18 protein-coding genes are annotated in these 16657 nt (G+C 64.8%); 13 read left to right on the top strand and 5 right to left on the bottom strand.

The features are described from left to right. The first annotated feature begins 97 nt into the window (after positions 1-97). From alaS to BM052_RS13780, 3 genes are read left to right on the top strand one after another with little or no spacing between them, the layout of a single operon-like run. Positions 98-2758 (top strand): alanine--tRNA ligase, encoded by a 2661-nt coding sequence (alaS, locus tag BM052_RS13790; protein ID WP_091147893.1) that lies wholly within the window; start codon positions 98-100, stop codon positions 2756-2758. Positions 2759-2769: 11 nt separating this feature from the next. After that, a complete protein-coding gene (locus BM052_RS13785; protein WP_091147814.1) occupies positions 2770-3426 on the top strand; it encodes a GNAT family N-acetyltransferase in 657 nt (218 codons plus the stop codon). Between the two features lie 4 nt (positions 3427-3430). After that, positions 3431-4372, top strand: coding sequence for a glutaminase (locus BM052_RS13780; RefSeq protein WP_177198480.1), 942 nt, complete (start codon positions 3431-3433; stop codon positions 4370-4372). Between the two features lie 5 nt (positions 4373-4377). On the opposite strand, the gene BM052_RS13775 is transcribed toward BM052_RS13780, so the two are convergent. Then, positions 4378-5400 (bottom strand): hypothetical protein, encoded by a 1023-nt coding sequence (locus BM052_RS13775; protein WP_143084848.1) that lies wholly within the window; start codon positions 5398-5400, stop codon positions 4378-4380. 19 nt (positions 5401-5419) lie between these two features. Continuing rightward, the gene (locus tag BM052_RS13770) at positions 5420-7201 is read right to left on the bottom strand and encodes a cation:proton antiporter domain-containing protein (protein ID WP_091147811.1); all 1782 of its coding nucleotides are present in this window, start codon (positions 7199-7201) and stop codon (positions 5420-5422) included. A 124-nt stretch (positions 7202-7325) separates the two neighbouring features. On the opposite strand from BM052_RS13770, the gene BM052_RS13765 reads away from it, so the two are divergent. From BM052_RS13765 to recN, 3 genes are all read left to right on the top strand, one after another. After that, positions 7326-8123, top strand: a complete 798-nt coding sequence (locus BM052_RS13765; RefSeq protein WP_091147809.1) for an outer membrane protein assembly factor BamD — start codon at positions 7326-7328, stop codon at positions 8121-8123. 160 nt (positions 8124-8283) lie between these two features. Beyond that, a complete protein-coding gene (locus tag BM052_RS19970; protein WP_177198479.1) occupies positions 8284-8433 on the top strand; it encodes a hypothetical protein in 150 nt (49 codons plus the stop codon). Positions 8434-8521: 88 nt separating this feature from the next. Beyond that, on the top strand, positions 8522-10237 hold the full coding sequence (gene recN, locus BM052_RS13760; protein WP_091147808.1) for a DNA repair protein RecN: 1716 nt from the start codon (positions 8522-8524) through the stop codon (positions 10235-10237). Positions 10238-10481: 244 nt separating this feature from the next. Here recN and BM052_RS20445 read toward each other — a convergent pair whose 3' ends face one another. After that, entirely contained in the window at positions 10482-10730 is a 249-nt protein-coding gene (locus tag BM052_RS20445) for a hypothetical protein (protein WP_369821536.1), read from the bottom strand. A 190-nt stretch (positions 10731-10920) separates the two neighbouring features. Here BM052_RS20445 and BM052_RS13755 point away from each other — a divergent pair, with 190 nt between their 5' ends. Then, a complete protein-coding gene (locus BM052_RS13755; protein ID WP_091147806.1) occupies positions 10921-11925 on the top strand; it encodes a LacI family DNA-binding transcriptional regulator in 1005 nt (334 codons plus the stop codon). Positions 11926-12009: 84 nt separating this feature from the next. Here the strand turns inward: BM052_RS13755 and BM052_RS20105 are convergent, their stop codons facing one another. Both BM052_RS20105 and BM052_RS20440 read right to left on the bottom strand, forming a co-directional pair. Then, positions 12010-12216 carry a hypothetical protein gene (locus BM052_RS20105; protein WP_091147804.1) on the bottom strand — a complete coding sequence of 69 codons (207 nt, stop codon included), beginning with the start codon at positions 12214-12216 and terminating at the stop codon, positions 12010-12012. Continuing rightward, positions 12213-12323 carry a hypothetical protein gene (locus BM052_RS20440; RefSeq protein WP_369821537.1) on the bottom strand — a complete coding sequence of 37 codons (111 nt, stop codon included), beginning with the start codon at positions 12321-12323 and terminating at the stop codon, positions 12213-12215. Before BM052_RS20440 ends, BM052_RS20105 begins: the two co-directional genes overlap by 4 nt. Here BM052_RS20440 and BM052_RS20275 point away from each other — a divergent pair. The 6 genes from BM052_RS20275 to BM052_RS13720 form a co-directional block, all read left to right on the top strand. Next, on the top strand, positions 12273-12581 hold the full coding sequence (locus tag BM052_RS20275; RefSeq protein WP_255406137.1) for an IclR family transcriptional regulator: 309 nt from the start codon (positions 12273-12275) through the stop codon (positions 12579-12581). The genes BM052_RS20440 and BM052_RS20275 overlap by 51 nt on opposite strands. A gap of 9 nt (positions 12582-12590) precedes the next feature. Beyond that, a complete protein-coding gene (locus tag BM052_RS13740; RefSeq protein ID WP_091147803.1) occupies positions 12591-12812 on the top strand; it encodes an acyl-CoA dehydrogenase family protein in 222 nt (73 codons plus the stop codon). Continuing rightward, on the top strand, positions 12767-13138 hold the full coding sequence (locus BM052_RS13735) for an acyl-CoA dehydrogenase family protein (protein WP_218151555.1): 372 nt from the start codon (positions 12767-12769) through the stop codon (positions 13136-13138). Before BM052_RS13740 ends, BM052_RS13735 begins: the two co-directional genes overlap by 46 nt. 71 nt (positions 13139-13209) lie before the next feature. Beyond that, positions 13210-14868 (top strand): flavin-containing monooxygenase, encoded by a 1659-nt coding sequence (locus tag BM052_RS13730; RefSeq protein ID WP_091147801.1) that lies wholly within the window; start codon positions 13210-13212, stop codon positions 14866-14868. Positions 14869-14958: 90 nt separating this feature from the next. Next, positions 14959-16401, top strand: a complete 1443-nt coding sequence (gene gabD, locus BM052_RS13725; protein ID WP_255406151.1) for an NADP-dependent succinate-semialdehyde dehydrogenase — start codon at positions 14959-14961, stop codon at positions 16399-16401. Between the two features lie 143 nt (positions 16402-16544). After that, a partial coding sequence (locus tag BM052_RS13720; protein ID WP_177198400.1) for a transposase occupies positions 16545-16657 on the top strand: 113 nt, incomplete at its 3' end.

The following is a 16657-nucleotide window of genomic DNA, read 5'->3' as shown; positions in this document are numbered from 1 at the left end:
GCTCGTCTCGCCACATGGTCGTTCATCGCGAATGCGGAACACTCTGACCGCAGACAACGGCTTGCCGCCCGCGCGCGCGTGGCTTATCGGCGCGAATATGCAGACGACCAACGAAATCCGCCGGTCCTTCCTCGACTATTTCGCGTCGAACGGTCATGAACCGGTTCCCTCCGCGCCGCTGGTCCCGTACAACGACCCGACGCTGATGTTCGTGAATGCCGGCATGGTGCCGTTCAAGAACGTCTTCACCGGCCTCGAAACCCGGGCGGTCCCGCGTGCGACTTCCTCGCAGAAGTGTGTGCGCGCCGGCGGCAAGCATAACGATCTGGACAATGTCGGCTACACCGCGCGGCATCATACCTTCTTCGAAATGCTGGGCAACTTCTCCTTCGGCGATTACTTCAAGGAACAGGCGATCACCCACGCCTGGACCCTGCTGACCAGGGAATGGAGCCTCCCGGTCGAAAAGCTGCTGGTCACCGTCTACCACACCGACGACGAGGCCTTCGACTTGTGGAAGAAGATCGCCGGCCTGCCCGAAAGCCGGATCATCCGCATTCCCACCAAGGACAACTTCTGGGCGATGGGCGATGACGGCCCGTGCGGCCCGTGCTCGGAAATCTTCTACGATCACGGGGACCACATCTGGGGCGGCCCGCCGGGATCGCCGGAAGAGGATGGCGATCGTTTCATCGAGATATGGAACCTCGTCTTCATGCAGTTCGAACAGGCCGCCGGGGAGATCGTCGGCAACCTGCCCAAGCCTTCGATCGATACCGGGATGGGGCTGGAGCGTATCTCGGCGGTCATGCAGGGCGTGCATGACAACTATGACATAGACACGTTCAAGGCGCTGATCGCCGCGTCCGAAAGCCTCACCGGCGTCGCGGCGGAGGGCGAGGGGCGGGCGAGCCACCGCGTCATCGCCGATCACTTGCGCTCCACCAGCTTCCTGCTGGCCGACGGCGTGCTGCCTTCGAACGAGGGTCGCGGCTATGTCCTGCGCCGCATCATGCGCCGCGCCATGCGCCACGCGCACCTGCTCGGCGCCAGGGACCCGCTGATGCACCGCCTCGTCCCCGCGCTCGTCGCCGAGATGGGCCAGGCCTATCCCGAACTGAGCCGCGCGCAGCCGCTGATCGAGGAAACGCTGGAACGCGAGGAAGTGCAGTTCCGCCGCACGCTCGCCAACGGCCTGAGGTTGCTCGACGAGGCGACCGCCGGCATGACCGAGGGCGGCGAACTGCCCGGCGAGACCGCGTTCAAGCTCTACGATACTTTCGGCTTCCCCTACGACCTGACCGAGGACGCCCTGCGCCCGCGCAGCATCGCGGTGGACAAGGCCGGCTTCGATGCCGCCATGGCGCGGCAGAAGGCCGCCGCGCGCGCCGCCTGGAAAGGCTCGGGTCAGGCCGCCGACAGCGAAGTCTGGTTCGACGTGGCCGAGCGCGAAGGCGCGACCGAGTTCACGGGCTACACTTCCACTTCGGGCGAAGGCCGCGTCGTCGCGCTGGTGAAGGACGGCAAGGAAGTCCAGTCCGCCAGCGCCGGCGACAGGATCATGGTGCTGGCCAACCAGACCCCGTTCTACGGCGAATCGGGCGGCCAGGTCGGCGATGCCGGCACGATCACCGGTGCCGGCGGCCTCAGGATAGCGGTCGCCGATACCGCCAAGCCGCTCGGCCGGCTGCATGCGATGAGCGGCACGGTGGAGAGCGGCACGATCAAGCCGGGCGATACGGTCCAGCTCGCCGTCGACGTGGCCCGGCGCGATGCGATCCGGGCCAACCACTCGGCCACGCACCTGCTTCACGCGGCGCTGCGCAGCCGCCTTGGCGATCACGTCACCCAGAAAGGCTCGATGGTCGCGGCCGATCGCCTGCGCTTCGACTTCTCGCACCCCAAGGCGCTCTCGGACGAGGATATCGCCGCGATCGAGGCCGAGGTGAACGCCGAGATCCGCGCCAATGAGCCGGTGCTCACGCGCCTGATGACGCCCGAGGACGCGATCGAGGCGGGCGCCATGGCGCTGTTCGGCGAGAAATATGGCGACGAGGTGCGGGTGCTCTCGATGGGCCGCAAGGTGGGTGAGCACAGCTATTCGGTCGAACTGTGCGGCGGCACCCATGTGCGCGCCACCGGCGATATCGGCCTGCTGCGGATAGTCTCGGAAAGCGCCGTCAGCTCCGGGGTGCGCCGCATGGAAGCGTTGACCGGCGAGGGCGCGCGCCAGTGGCTGGTCGCGCGCGAGGACGCGCTCAAGGGCGCGGCGGGCCTGCTGCGCACCAACCCCGAGGAGGTCGAGGCGCGCGTCGCCGCGCTGCTCGACGAGCGCCGGAAGCTCGAACGCGAACTGGCCGAGGCGAGGAAGGCCCTTGCGCTCTCCGGCGCGCTCGGCGGCGGCTCGGCCAAGGCGGAAAGCGCGGACGAGGAGGTGGGCGGCGTCAGGTTCTCGGGGCAAGTGCTCGAAGGCCTGGATCCCAAGGAACTGCGCGGCCTGCTCGACCAGGCCAAGCAGCGCATGGGCTCGGGCGTCGCCGCCATCGTCGCGGTGAACGAGGGCAAGGCGAGCATCGCCGCCGCCGTCACCGACGACCTTACCGGCACGATCAGCGCCGTCGACCTGGTGCGCGCGGGCGTCGGGGCGCTCGGCGGCAAGGGTGGCGGCGGCCGCGCGGACATGGCCCAGGGCGGCGGGCCCGACGGCAGCAAGGCGGCGGAGGCGATCGCGGCCGTGAAGGCGGCGCTGGCAGGGTAGCCGAGCGGCTTATGTTCGGCGAGGGCCGCGATCGCGCCCTGGTGCGCGCCTGGCTTGAAGGCCGATCCATCTCGCGCGGCTTGCCGGCGCCGGTATTCGATCGGGGGAGCTGGCGGGTCGATACGAATCTGGATGATGAACGGGTGCGCTGGGTCTTTGCCGCTCCCGAAGAAGGGATAACCGCCATTGGCCGGGAGGTGACGAAGCCGTTCCACCTGCTCAAGCTTTGCGGCGAAGCCGAGGTTCTCCTGTCGCTATTGCCGGACCGCTGGCGACTGATGTCTTCCAGCTATTTCATGAGCGCCGATATCACGCTGTCCGGCCCGGTCGTTCCACTTGGTTACGATCTGGAACTGTCTGCCGAAGGCGGGGTCAACCACGCGGCGATCTTCGCGCGGGACGGAAAGCTTGCGGCCAGCGGCTTCGCCGTGGAGACCGAAGAAGCATTTGTTTATGATCGCATCCGAACCGAGCCCGACCATCGGCGACGTGGGCTTGGCCGGGCGGTGATGGGAGCGCTTGCGAGCTGCCGGAAAAGCGCGGCCAGCCAGCAGGTTTTGACCGCGACGGAAGAGGGCAAGGCGCTTTATCTCAGTATGGGCTGGACGGTCCTGTCGCCTTACGTCACGGCAGGAATTCCGCCGACGCGGAATGAAGGGGAGATGTGAAAGCATGGCCGTCGCGGACATCGCCATCGCCCGGATCGTCGCCGAAATCGCCGAAGAGATGCGCTCCCACGAGAATCGCGGCAAAGTCGCCACCTATATCCCGCCGCTCGCGCAAGTGCCGGCCGACAAGTTCGGCATCGCCGTCATCCTGCATGACGGCACCGTCCACGCCGCGGGCGATGCGGAAGAGCCGTTCTCGATCCAGTCGATCTCCAAGGTCTTCGCGCTGACCCTGGCGCTGGGCGCGGTCGGCGACCAGCTTTGGCACCGGGTCGGGCGCGAGCCTTCCGGATCGGCGTTCAACTCGATCGTCCAGCTCGAGACCGAGCACGGAATTCCGCGCAATCCTTTCGTCAATGCCGGTGCGATCGTGCTGTGCGATGTGCTGCTCGGGCGGTTGCAGCCGCGCGAGGCGATCGGGCAGATGCTGCGCTTCGTGCGCGAACTGGCGGGCGACGATGGCATCGCGATCGACGAGACGGTCGCCCGCGCCGAGCTGGAGACCGGCTTTCGCAACATGGCGCTGGCCAACTACATGCGCGCCTTCGGCAATATCCATGGCGACGTGGGCATGGTGCTGGGCACGTATTTCCACTTCTGCGCGCTGGCGATGAACTGCCGGCAACTGGCCATGGCCGGCCGCTACCTGATGGGCGGGGGGCAAGTCGGTGGGCACCGGGTCGTCACCGAAAAGCGCGCGCGGCGGATCAACGCGCTGATGATGTCCTGCGGGCACTACGACAATTCGGGCGACTTCGCCTATCGCATCGGCCTGCCCGGCAAGTCCGGCGTGGGCGGCGGCATCCTGGCCGTCGCGCCGGGGATCGCCAGCATCGCGGTCTGGTCGCCGGGGCTCAACCCGAGCGGCAACTCGCATCTGGGCCAGCTGGCGCTGGAGCGGCTGGTGCAGCGGACGGGATGGTCGGTGTTCGAGCCGAGAGGGTAGGGGCTTCAAGCACAGGCCTGCCGAAGCTTCCAGTTCAGAGCGTTGAGGAAGGCTTCGGGATCGTCGACCTTGAAGGCAAGCGCGGTGATGGCGGGGCGAGTGCGCAGGAAAGGGCGACGCGCGATGGGCTGGCGAAGTCGCAACAGGACATTGGGCCAAGCCAGAAGGGCCATGTCGAGCGTCGTGCGATCCTTGACCTCCACAGCTTCTATGCTTGGTGCGATTCCGGCAATTTGTTGATAGCTGATGAAGCGCTCATGCAGAATGCCGGCCCGCACCAGCAACCCTTCTTCGGTGAGCAGGATTGGCCGCAAGCGGAGTGATTTGATTAATCCCACCATGTAAACCAGCGCGGCAAGGCCGATCGCGGTGAGCACGCTGGCCACGTAGCGGTTCCACAACCCGACCAGCAAGTCCATTACCGCGATTTCGATCACCTGGATGGCCAGCAGCACGCTCACCATCGGCGCAAGGTGGCGATGATAGGCAAAGCCGCGCGTACCGTGCGGAATGTCGGGCTCGGCACCCCATTTGAAAAGGGCGAGGTGAAGCAGCGAAATCTCCGCGCTTGCGAAACGGACCAGCGGGCCAGGCAGGAAAACTTCCGCGACAGCGCGGAATCTGTCCGCGGCTTGCCCTTGGGCGGATCGCCAGGTCTTGCTGGCGCGGATCGCGCTCCAGCCCAGATGGGCCAGCACGACCAGCGTCATCACGGCGCTCAGCCATGGCAGAGCGCCAAGTCCCTGGCGCACGCTCGGTGGCGCGCTCAAGGCCACTACGATGCAGGCGCTGGCCAGGCATGCGAGGACGGAATGGGCGGCAGGGCGGCGGTTCGGCGAGCGGGCCATCACTGTCAGCGTCAAGGCATCGGCGGCAATCCAAAGGAACAGGGCTGCCGCAAGGCGGGGATAGGCTAAGGCAAGGCTGCTGTGTCCGGCCCATCGCGCCGCGCCAATGGCAATTGCCGGTACTATGAGCCAGGTAAATTTGCCGTATCTCCCTTGCGTTGCCGCCGATGCGTTCTCCATGATGGTCGCTGCTCCTTCGTTAGCTCGATTCCGGCTCGCGCAATCGGCTGGATTTGAGCGCGGGTTTCTCCTTGAGCCCGCCCTGCCGCATGATCGTCTCGCGGAATTCGTCGCGTTTTTCGTGGATCGAGGCGATTACCGGGCCCATCGCCACGCCGATCTCGACCAGCACCGCCTCGGAGAGCTGGAGCGAGCTTTCCAGCGTTTCCGGCACCGCGTGGGTGGCGCCGGCGCGGTAGAGCTGGGCGGCATGGTCGGCGTCGCGGGCGCGGGCGATGATCGGCAGGTCGGGGAACTGGGCGCGCAGCTTGCGCACGATGCGCTGGGCGGTGACGGGCTCGTCCATCGTCAGGATCACCGCGGCGGCTTCGGCGGCGCCCAGGCGCAGCATCGCATCGCCGTGACCGGCATTTCCGAACGTCACCGCATAGCCGCGCCGGCGCCCTTCCGTGACGGAATCGGTGTTGCTTTCGACCGCCACATAGGGTCGGCCATGTTTCGCCAGCATGTCGGCGACGAGCCGTCCGACGCGGCCGAAGCCGACGATGATGATGCGCGGCTTGCCCTCGCCGTCCGCCGGCTGGTGCGGCGGCTCGATGCCGTCGACGCGTCGCGCCATGGTCTTGCCCGCCAGTGACAGCAGCGGCGTGATGGTGAGGCCCAGCGCTGTGACGATCTGCCAGAACTGCGCGGTGCCCTGCTGGATCAGCTGGGCGGAGGACGCGGCGGTGAGGACGATCAGCGTGGTTTCGGAAGGGCTCGACATGAGGATGCCGGTTTCGGTCGCGGTGCCGCGCCGCGCGCCCATCAGCCGCAGGAGCAGCCCCGTCACCACGGACTTGAGCAGGACGACGCCGACCGTGGCGACCAGGATCGAGCCCAGGTTTTCCCAGACCACCATGAGGTCGATGCTCATGCCGATGGTAATCAGGAAGACGCCGAGGGCCAGGCCCTTGAACGGCTCGGTGATCTGCTCCACTTCGGCGTGGTACTCGGTCTCGGCGATCAGCAGGCCGGCCACCAGCGCGCCGACGATCGGCGAAAGGCCCGTGGCCGCCGTCGCCAGCGAGGCAAGGATCACCACCAGCAGGCTTGCGGCCAGGAACAGCTCGGGGCTCTTGGTGCGCGCCGCCTGCGCGAACAGCGGCGGCAGCAGGTAGCGGCCCAGCACCAGCAGGCCCCCCACCGCCACGGTGCCCCACAGCAGCGTGTCGAGCAGGTTGCCGACGCCATTGCCCTCCGCGTGCGGCGCCAGCGCGCCGAGCAGGAAGATGATCGGCACCAGCGCGATATCCTCGAACAGCAGCATGGCCAGCGCGGCGCGGCCGACCGGCGTGGTGGTGTTGGTGATCTTGAGCACCAGCGCCGTCGAGGACAGGGCAAGGGCCAGCCCCAGCGCCATCGCGCCGACGAAATGCTCACCGATCGCGGCGAGGATGAAGGTCAGCGCGCAGCCGGTCACGATCAGTTCCAGCGAACCCAGCCCGAAGACCATCCGCCGCATTTCCCACAGGCGCGCGAAGGACAGCTCCAACCCGATCGAAAACAGCAGCAGGATGATGCCGAATTCGGCGAACCCCTCCAGCCCGTCGGGGTCGGTGATGGTGATGTACGAAAGCCAGGGGTGATCGAAGACGTGCCGGCCCAGGCCGAACGGCCCGACCAGCAGTCCCACCAGGATGAATCCGATCACCGGCGTGATCCGGAAGCGGTTGAACACCGGGATGACAATGCCCGCGGCACCCAGGATCACCAGGGCATCGGACATGACGGGGGAATAGAGATCGCTGCTGCCGGTCATGCCCGCCTACTATGGCATCGCGTGCCGGATTGTCACCTGTTGCAGTGCGTGTATCGGCACGGCGGGCATGCACCCGCGCAACTTCACTTGGCGTTCAGCATCGCGCTGTCTATAGACCCTCGCCATGCTCGAACGTTCGCGATTGAAGACCGCCCTCCTTGCCGCCGCCACGGTGGCGCTTGTCCTTACCGCCGGCTGCGCCGGGCGAGGGGGCAAGAACAAGGATACCGCCTATGTCGCGCGCGACGTGGACACGCTCTACGCGGCGGCGAAGGCCCGGCTCGACGAGGGGCGGACCAAGCAGGCCGCCGCGCTGTTCGACGAAGTGGAGCGCCAGCATCCCTATTCGCCCTGGGCCCGCCGCGCCCAGCTGATGAGCGCCTTCAGCTATTACGCCGCGCGTGACTACAACAAGGCGATCCAGTCGGCGCAGCGCTTCCTGTCGATCCACCCGGGCAACAAGGACGCGCCTTACGCCTATTACCTGGTCGCCGTCTGCTATTACGAGCAGATCAGCGATGTCACGCGCGACCAGAAGACCACCGAGCAGGCCAAGCAGGCGCTGACCGACATCGTCCGCCGCTATCCGACCACCAGCTATGCCGCCGATGCCAAGCTGAAGCTCGATCTCGTCAACGATCACCTTGCCGGCAAGGAAATGACCATCGGCCGCTCTTATGAACGCAGCGGCAAGTGGCTTGCCGCCACGCTGCGTTTCCGCAACGTGGTGGACAATTTCCAGACCACCAGCCACGCGCCGGAGGCGCTCTATCGCCTTGTCGAAGGATATCTCTCGCTGGGGATTTCCGAGGAAGCGCAGAAAGCGGCCGCCGTGCTCGAAGCCAACTATCCGAACAGCGTGTGGTATGAGCGGGCGTACAGGCTGATGAACAAGAACGCGCCCGAAAACCTCGCGACCTGATCGGCGCGGCGCGAAAACGCGCGCGTCGCGGGAACCATGACGCAACCGCGCGATTTACCTTTTGAACACCGGATTCATGTAATCAACCAGAAGGTTGGGACATGGATGCCCCCGTCCGGTTTGGATGATCCGGACGAAAGTGGTCGCGAGGATTTTAGCCATGAAGGCGAACCAAACACATAGCGGATATCCGCGCCAGTCGTTTCCCCGATACCGGACGCGCTGGACCTGGGAACTTGAAACGATCGGCGCGGTGCTTGCCCTGGTGTGGCTCGCGGGAGTCGTCCAGTTCCTGCACCATATGTCCTGATCGACCCGACCGGGCGCGCATGCGACGCCCGGCTTCGTGCGAAGCGGGGTGACGGCGGCCTTGCTCTTCGCTAGAACGCTTCGCGAACATGCTGAGCCGGCTTTCCATCCGCAATATCGTCCTGATCGCGGCGCTCGATCTCGATTTCGCCGGAGGGCTCGGTGTCCTCACCGGTGAGACGGGCGCGGGCAAGTCGATCCTGCTCGATGCCCTGGGGCTCGTGCTCGGCAACCGGGCCGACAGCACCTTGGTGCGCGCGGGGGAGGAGCGGGCAAGCGTAACCGCAAGCTTCGATTTCGCGATGCTGCCCGAGGCGGTCCGCACGGTGATCCAGGCCGCCGAGCTGGAGGTGGAGGCCGGGGAGCCGCTGATCCTGAAGCGCCAGCTCAAGGCTGACGGGGGATCGAAGGCATTTCTCAACGACCAGCCGGTGGGCGTGGCGCTCCTGCGCGAAATCGCCCCCGCGCTGGTCGAGATTCACGGTCAGCATGATGATCGCGGGCTCGTCAATCCGCGCGGGCATCGGGCCCTGCTCGATCGCTTCGCCGGCGGTGATGTCGCCGGGGTGGAGGCGGCGTGGAAGGACTGGCGCGCGGCGCAGGGCCTGCTCGACGCCGCCCGTGCGCAAGTCGCCAGGGCCGCCGAGGACCAGGACCTGCTGCTGGCCCACCTGGCCGAACTGACCGCTCTCGCGCCCGAGGTGGGTGAGGAGGAGCAGCTCGCCATGGCCCGCACCCAGATGCAGAAGGGAGAGAAGCTGGCCGACGACCTGGCCGCGCTCCAGCACTTGTGGAACGGATCCGATTCGGCGCTTGCCGGCCTGCGCGGCGCGGCGCGGCGGCTCGATCGCATAGCCGGCGAGCATTCCCTGCTCGCCGAGGCGCTGGCGGCGCTGGACCGGGCGGTGATCGAGGCGGGCGAGGCGGAAGACAAGCTGGAGCGTGCGGCCGAGGCACTGGCCTTCGACCCGGCCGAGCTGGACCGCATCGAGACGCGCCTGTTCGAATTGCGCGCGGCGGCCCGCAAGCATGCCTGCCAGGTCGACGACCTGCCGGACAGGATGCGCGAAATGCGTGCCGCGCTCGATGCCATCGAAGGCGGGAATGAACACCTCGCGGGGCTGGAAGCGGCCGCGGGCAAGGCGGCGCTGGCCTATCGCGAGCGGGCCGGCGCGCTGCACGACTTGCGGCGCGCGGCGGCAAAACGGCTCGATGCGGCGGTGGCGGCCGAACTCGCCCCGCTAAAGCTCGATGCGGCGCGTTTCCAGACATCGGTGGTGCGCCTGCCCGAGGAGCGCTGGGGCGCGGCCGGCCTGGACGCGGTCGAGTTCCTGATTAGCACCAACCCCGGCGCCGGGTTCGCCCCGCTTGCCAAGATCGCCAGCGGGGGCGAACTCTCGCGCTTCATCCTCGCGCTCAAGGTAGCCCTCGCCGAAGAAGGCGGGGCGGCGACAGTGATCTTCGACGAGATCGACCGGGGCGTGGGCGGGGCGGTCGCCTCGGCGATCGGCGAAAGGCTGGCGCGGCTGGCGAGCGGCGGCCAATTGCTGGCGGTAACGCATTCGCCGCAGGTCGCGGCGCGCGGGGGCCGGCACTACATGATCGCCAAGTCGAGCGAAGGCACGGTGACGCGCACGTCGGTCACCCTGCTGGACGAGCCGGCGCGCAAGGAAGAGATCGCGCGAATGCTATCGGGCGCGGAAGTGACCGACGAGGCGCGAGCGCAGGCGGACCGCCTGCTGGAGTGGGGACCGCCTGGTTCGCGCCTTTGTGGATCGCCGCAGGTACAAGACGGCGGGAACTGAAGCCCGCGCCGGCGGGATAAGTTGACTGGGCTGTCTCACGCCTCGACGCAAGGCAATCGCCTGGAACAACGCTGCGGGAGCGGTCGGGGACGAGTGTCGGGCCGGACAATGACCGCCGGGACAGCCACGATACCGCGGCCCATCTTGACCTGACAGTTCCGCTCCTCGATCCGCGAAACGCGCGTGCCCTCCGCGGAACCCGTCACCCGGGAGCATCTTGATACTAACCTGCATTGATAAGAACTCACCCGCTTTTCGCGGGATGGACCGCCACGAGCTGCCCTTGCAGGTGAGTGGAAAGCTCGGTGATGCAGACGTTGTGTTCAGCGACGCGCCCTTGCAGGTCCTGGCAATAAGCGTCGCTGCTGGCTGCGGCGTCCAGATCGATCAGGCGGGCATGCGGCCCTTTCCGGTCCATCCCATGGCAAGCAGCGCTTGGCGGTGAGCCATTCGTATCCTCTCTCGTGATTGTGTTCTGGTCCCAGACAAGCATGATGTAATGCTTTACATATGCGCTATCACGATCTCAAATCGTCGTCAAGGGAGCCCCAGGCGCCGCATCGGGCCGGGCTCACGCTATCGAGCGCCGCTAAGGGTATCAGCCGCTGCGCCCATGACGGTTCCGCCAATATCAGGGCCAACATCAGGGTCGACAAACGCTTCGTCGCCGGATTAATTGGGACATGTCCAGTATTATCGACGTTGCACGCCGCGCTGCTGTCTCGACAGCAACGGTTTCGCGAGTTTTGAGCAAGCCGGCGCTGGTGAAGGCGGCTACGCGCGACCGCGTGCTCAAAGTCATCGAGGAATTGAAGTACGAACCCAATCGCGCCGCGAGGACATTGCGCACCAGCCGCGCCTCCAAAATCCTCGTGACCGTGCCGGACATTTCCAACCCGTTCTTCGCCAACATCATCCGGGGGGCCGAGGAGGCCGCCCGCCATGCCGGTTATTCGGTCATCCTGGGCGATACGCGCTATGATCCGGAACTCGAAAGCCAGTACGCCCTGATGCTCCTGCGCCGGGAGGTTGATGGACTGGTGTTCCTGGGGCACCGCGTGCCCGATATCCTGTCCGACATGATATCGGAGCAGGGCAGCAACGCGGCGGTGGTCAATGGCTGCGAATACAGCCCGGGCCTGCCCGTCTCAAGCGTGCACATCGACAATGCCGGCGCCGCCGCCGAAATGATCGACTATCTGGCAAGCCTGGGACATTCGTCGATTGGAATCATCACCGGGCCTTTGGCAAGCCCGATCAGCAGCGACCGTTTGAAAGGTGTGCGCAGCGCGGCGAAGCGGCATGGCATCCAGGCAAGTCTGCAGATCGGGAAGGGGGACTATTCGGTAGGTTCCGGCTTCACGGAGGCCCAGAAGCTTATCCGGAATCACGCGGTGACGGCCATATTCTGCTTCAGCGATGAAATGGCGATCGGGGCTTCCGAAGCCGTCGCGGCAGCCGGGCTGAGCTGCCCGCAGGACATATCGGTGGCAGGTTTCGACGACATCCGTTTCGCGCGTTTCTTGCGGCCCAGCCTTACGACCATCGCCCAGCCCACTGTCGAGATCGGGCTGCAAGCGGTCCACCTGCTTCTGGAGATCATGAACGACGGCCAGGAAAGCCTGAGGAACATCACGCTGCCGCATGACCTGATCGTTCGAAAGAGCACTGCCGCCAGAAAGGCTTGAGCTGTTTGCCTGGCGGCGCGGGCCGCATTCGCCGACGCAACGACGAAGGGAGAAGATTGAGTCTTGGTCCAAGAGACCTGGGATTCAGTCGACGGCGATTTTTGGTGTCTTTCCCTTGGCTTCCTGCGGCCCGAGTTGCGAGATGATTCCGGCCGAGGACAGTGAATCGAGCTGGGCTTGCGTGAGGCCGAGCTGTTCGCGCAGCACCGCGTCGGTATGCTGGCCGAGCATCGGCGGGGCGGCGGCATAGGTCACCGGGGTGTCGGACAGCTTGATCGGACTGCCGATCATCTGGAAGTCTTCGTTCCTGGGGGGAGGATGTTCACGAGCATGTCGCGCGCGGCGACTTGCGGTTCGCGCAGCGCCTGCGCAATGTCGTTGATCGGGCCGACCGGCACTTTCGCCGCATGGATGCAGGCAATCCATTCTTCCGCGCACGCGCTGCCGATTATGGCTATTGCCTTTCGATCGGGGAGTGGGAGCGGGACGTGAACTCGGTGGGCGTCCCCTTCGTGCATCCCGAGCATGGTACGTTTGCTTTCAATTGCGGCGACCCGAGCTTCGTGCTCCCGCGGGAGAAGCTGGAGGACGATATCGGTCCCCGCCTCAAGCACATGGTCAGCCAGATGCGGGCCGACCCGACTGGCCGGGCATAGGACAAGGCGATGATCCGGGACGCCGAGATTCTGGACGCGCTGCTCGCTTCGATCGGCAGGTTCGTCGACGAAGCGCTGATCCCGCGCGAAAAGGAGGTCGCGGAAACGGATGCCATTCCGGCCGATGTCATCGAGCAGATGAAGGCGCTCGGCCTGTTCGGCCTGACGATACCCTGCGCTTCGCGATGGAGCGCAAGCAGTTCGGGCGCGCCGTCGCGCAGTTCCAGCTGATCCAGGCCATGCTGTCCGACAGCAAGGCCGAACTCTACGCGGCGCGGTGCATGGTGCTCGATGCCGCCCGGAAGCGCGACGAGGGCGCGAACGTGAGCACGGAGGCCTCCTGTGCCAAGCTTTTCGCGACCGAGATGTGCGGGCGTGTCGCGGATCGCTGCGTCCAGATTCACGGCGGCGCGGGCTATATGAGCGAATACGGTATCGAGCGCTTCTTCCGGGATGTGCGGCTGTTTCGGATCTACGAGGGCACAAGCCAGATCCAGCAAGTCATCATCGCGCGCAACATGATCCGCGAGTTTCAGGGGGCATCACGAGCGACCTGATATGGCTGGCGGATACGCCGCAGCGAACAGGCAAGCATGAATAACATGTAGGGCATGGATTGGAGTCTAGGATGAATGAAGTCAATGCTGTCGGTGATGGCGAGGTTACTTGCCTCGATGCCGCAATTATCGGCACCGGATTTTCGGGACTTTATGCCCTCAAGAAACTTCGCGATGACGTGGGCCTGAATGCGCTGGCCTTTGACAAGGCCGGCGGCATTGGCGGCACCTGGCATTGGAACCGTTATCCGGGCGCGCTGTCGGATTCGGAATCGCATGTCTATTGCTATTCCTGGGACACCGATCTGCTGCGGGATTGGGACCATCATTCCAAATATATCACGCAGCCGGAAATCCTCCGCTACCTTGAGCATGTCGCCGAGCGGCATGGCCTTTATGGAAACATCCGGCTCAACACCGGGGTGACGTCCGCGCTGTTCGACGACGATACCAAGCGCTGGATACTCGAGACGGATACCGGTCAGCGCTATTCCGCCAAATATCTGATTACCGCGGTCGGGCTGCTTTCGGCGACGAACATTCCGAAATTCGAGGGAATCGAAAGTTTCCGGGGCAAGATTTACCATACCTCGCGCTGGCCGGACGATGCCGGAATCGAGGGCAAGCGCGTGGGGGTGGTCGGCACCGGTTCGACGGGGGTCCAGCTCATAACCGCGATCGCGCCGGTGGTCGGCCATTTGACGGTTTTCCAGCGCTCGCCGCAATATTCGGTGCCCGTCGGCAATGGTCCGCTGAGCCGATCGGAACTGGCGGAAATCAAGAACGATTATCCCCGGATATGGGAGGCGGTCCGCAAGTCCGCGCTGGCCTTCGGCTTTCCGGAAAGTGACGTGCCGGTGTCCAGCGTCTCCGCCGAAGAGCGCGAGCGCATCTTCGACAGGGCCTGGGAAAAGGGCGGCGGCTTCCGCTTCATGTTCGAGACGTTCTGCGACATCGCGACGGACGAGGGCGCGAACAAGGCCGCGAACAAGGCCGCGCAGGACTATATCCGCCGGAAGATCGACGAGATCGTCAAGGATCCGGAGACCGCCCGGAAGCTGAAGCCCAAGGATCTCTACGCCAAGCGCCCGCTATGCGATAGCGGCTATTACCGGACCTTCAATCGGGACAATGTAGAGCTTGTCCATATCGGCGAGAACCCGATCACGGCGATGACGCCGAAGGGCGTGAAAACGGCGGACGGGGTGGAGCATGAACTCGACATCCTCGTGTTCGCCACCGGCTTTGATGCGGTGGACGGCAATTACAAGCGGATGGACTTGCGCGGCAGAAAGGGCGTCCGCATCCAGGACCACTGGAAGGACGGGCCATCGGCCTACCTATCCCTGGGAACATCCGGGTTCCCGAACATGTTCATGGTGCTTGGCCCCAACGGTCCCTTCACCAATCTTCCGCCCTCGATCGAAACGGAAGTGGAATGGATCGCCCAGGCGATCGATCATATGGAACGCAACGGCTATGCGACGATCGAGCCCGCGTCCGACGCCGAAGCCGCTTGGACCCGGACTTGCGCGGAAATCGCAAGCCAGACGCTGTTCCCCAAAGCCGATTCCTGGATCTTTGGCGCGAACATACCGGGCAAGAAGAACACCATCTATTTTTACATGGGCGGCCTCGGCGCTTTCCGCGAAACGCTCGCGAACGTCGTCCAGGACAATTACCGCGGCTTCAAGCTCGAGAAGGAATCCGAAAGTGAACTGGTCGATTGACAGGCGGCTCGGGATGGCGGGCGCCTCCCTTGTTTCAAAATCACGAGGCCGTTTGCCCTTGCGGCCGCTTGGCGAGGTAAGCGCGTGCAACTGAACGATCCGTCGCTGTTCCGCCAGCAGGCCTATGTCGACGGCGAGTGGACCGATGCCATGGACGGCCGGACGATCACGGTCACCAATCCCGCAACCGGACAGGCGATCGGCAGCGTTCCCAACATGGGTGCGGCCGAAACGCGGCGCGCCATTGTAGCGGCCGACCGGGCGCTGCCCGCCTGGCGCGCGTTGACGGCCAAGGACAGGGCGGTCCGGATGCGCCGCTGGTACGAGCTGATGATGGAGCATCAGGAAGATCTGGCGCGCATGATGACCCTTGAGCAGGGCAAGCCGCTTGTCGAGGCTCGCGGTGAGATCGCTTATGCCGCGTCGTTTCTCGAATGGTTCGGGGAGGAAGGCAAGCGGATCTACGGCGATGTCATTCCCGGTCATCAGCCGGACAAGCGGGTAATCGTCCTGAAGCAGCCGATCGGCGTTACCGCGGCGATCACGCCGTGGAACTTTCCGTCCGCCATGATTACCCGCAAGGCTGGCCCGGCGTTGGCCGCGGGCTGTACCATGGTGCTCAAACCCGCTTCGCAGACGCCGTTTTCCGCGTTGGCTTTGGCCGAGCTGGCGGAACGGGCAGGAATTCCGAAAGGGGTCCTCAGCGTGGTGACCGGTTCGGCGGGGCAGGTGGGGGCGGAACTCACCAGCAACCCGATCGTGCGCAAGCTGACGTTCACCGGCTCGACCGAGATCGGCAGCCAGCTGATGGCGCAATGTGCCAAGGACATCAAAAAGCTTTCCCTGGAACTCGGCGGCAACGCACCCTTCATCGTCTTCGATGACGCGGATCTCGATGCCGCCGTCGAAGGTGCGCTGATGTCGAAATACCGCAACAACGGACAGACCTGCGTCTGCGCCAACCGGCTCTATGTGCAGGACGGAATCTACGACGCATTCGTCGACAGGCTGAAGATCGCCGTCTCCCGGCTGCGCATCGGCAACGGGATGGAGGACGGGGTCACCATAGGGCCGCTGATCGACGAGAAGGCGGTGGCCAAGGTCGAGGAGCACATAGCCGATGCAGTGGCCAAGGGCGCGGCGGTGGTGACCGGCGGCAAGCCCCATGATCTGGGCGGCCTGTTCTTCGAACCCACCATCCTGGTCGACGTGCCCGATGACGCCGCCGTGGCCCGTGAAGAAACCTTCGGTCCGTTGGCGCCCCTGTTCCGGTTCGGTGACGAAGCCGATGTCATCAAACGCGCCAACGACACGGAATTCGGTCTCGCGGCCTATTTCTATGCCCGCGACCTCGGCCGCGTGTTCCGCGTCGCGGAAGCGCTGGAGTATGGCATCGTCGGGATAAATACCGGGATCATCTCAACCGAGGCGGCTCCCTTTGGTGGAGTGAAATCTTCCGGCATCGGCCGGGAGGGATCGAAATACGGTATAGATGACTATGTGGAAATTAAGTACGTTTGTATAAGTATTTAATTCTCAAAAATATAATTTGAATCATTAAATCCAAAAGGTAATCCCCCGGCTATGCCGGGGAGACCATCATAGTTTGACGTATCCGGGAACCCATCGCGACATTTGCTTTCGTGAGCCGCCAAGCACACGAAAGGAATGTCACGATGAGCGAGTACCAGAGTTTAAGCCACACGAGATGGGAGTGCAAATACCACGTTGTGTTCATCCCGAAGGGGCGTCGCAAAGTGTTGTTCGGTCAGATACGCAAGGAACTGGG

It is taken from the genome of Novosphingobium sp. CF614, from assembly GCF_900113255.1.
GTDB lineage: Bacteria > Pseudomonadota > Alphaproteobacteria > Sphingomonadales > Sphingomonadaceae > Novosphingobium.
This window is presented reverse-complemented; position numbering and strand designations above follow the sequence as displayed.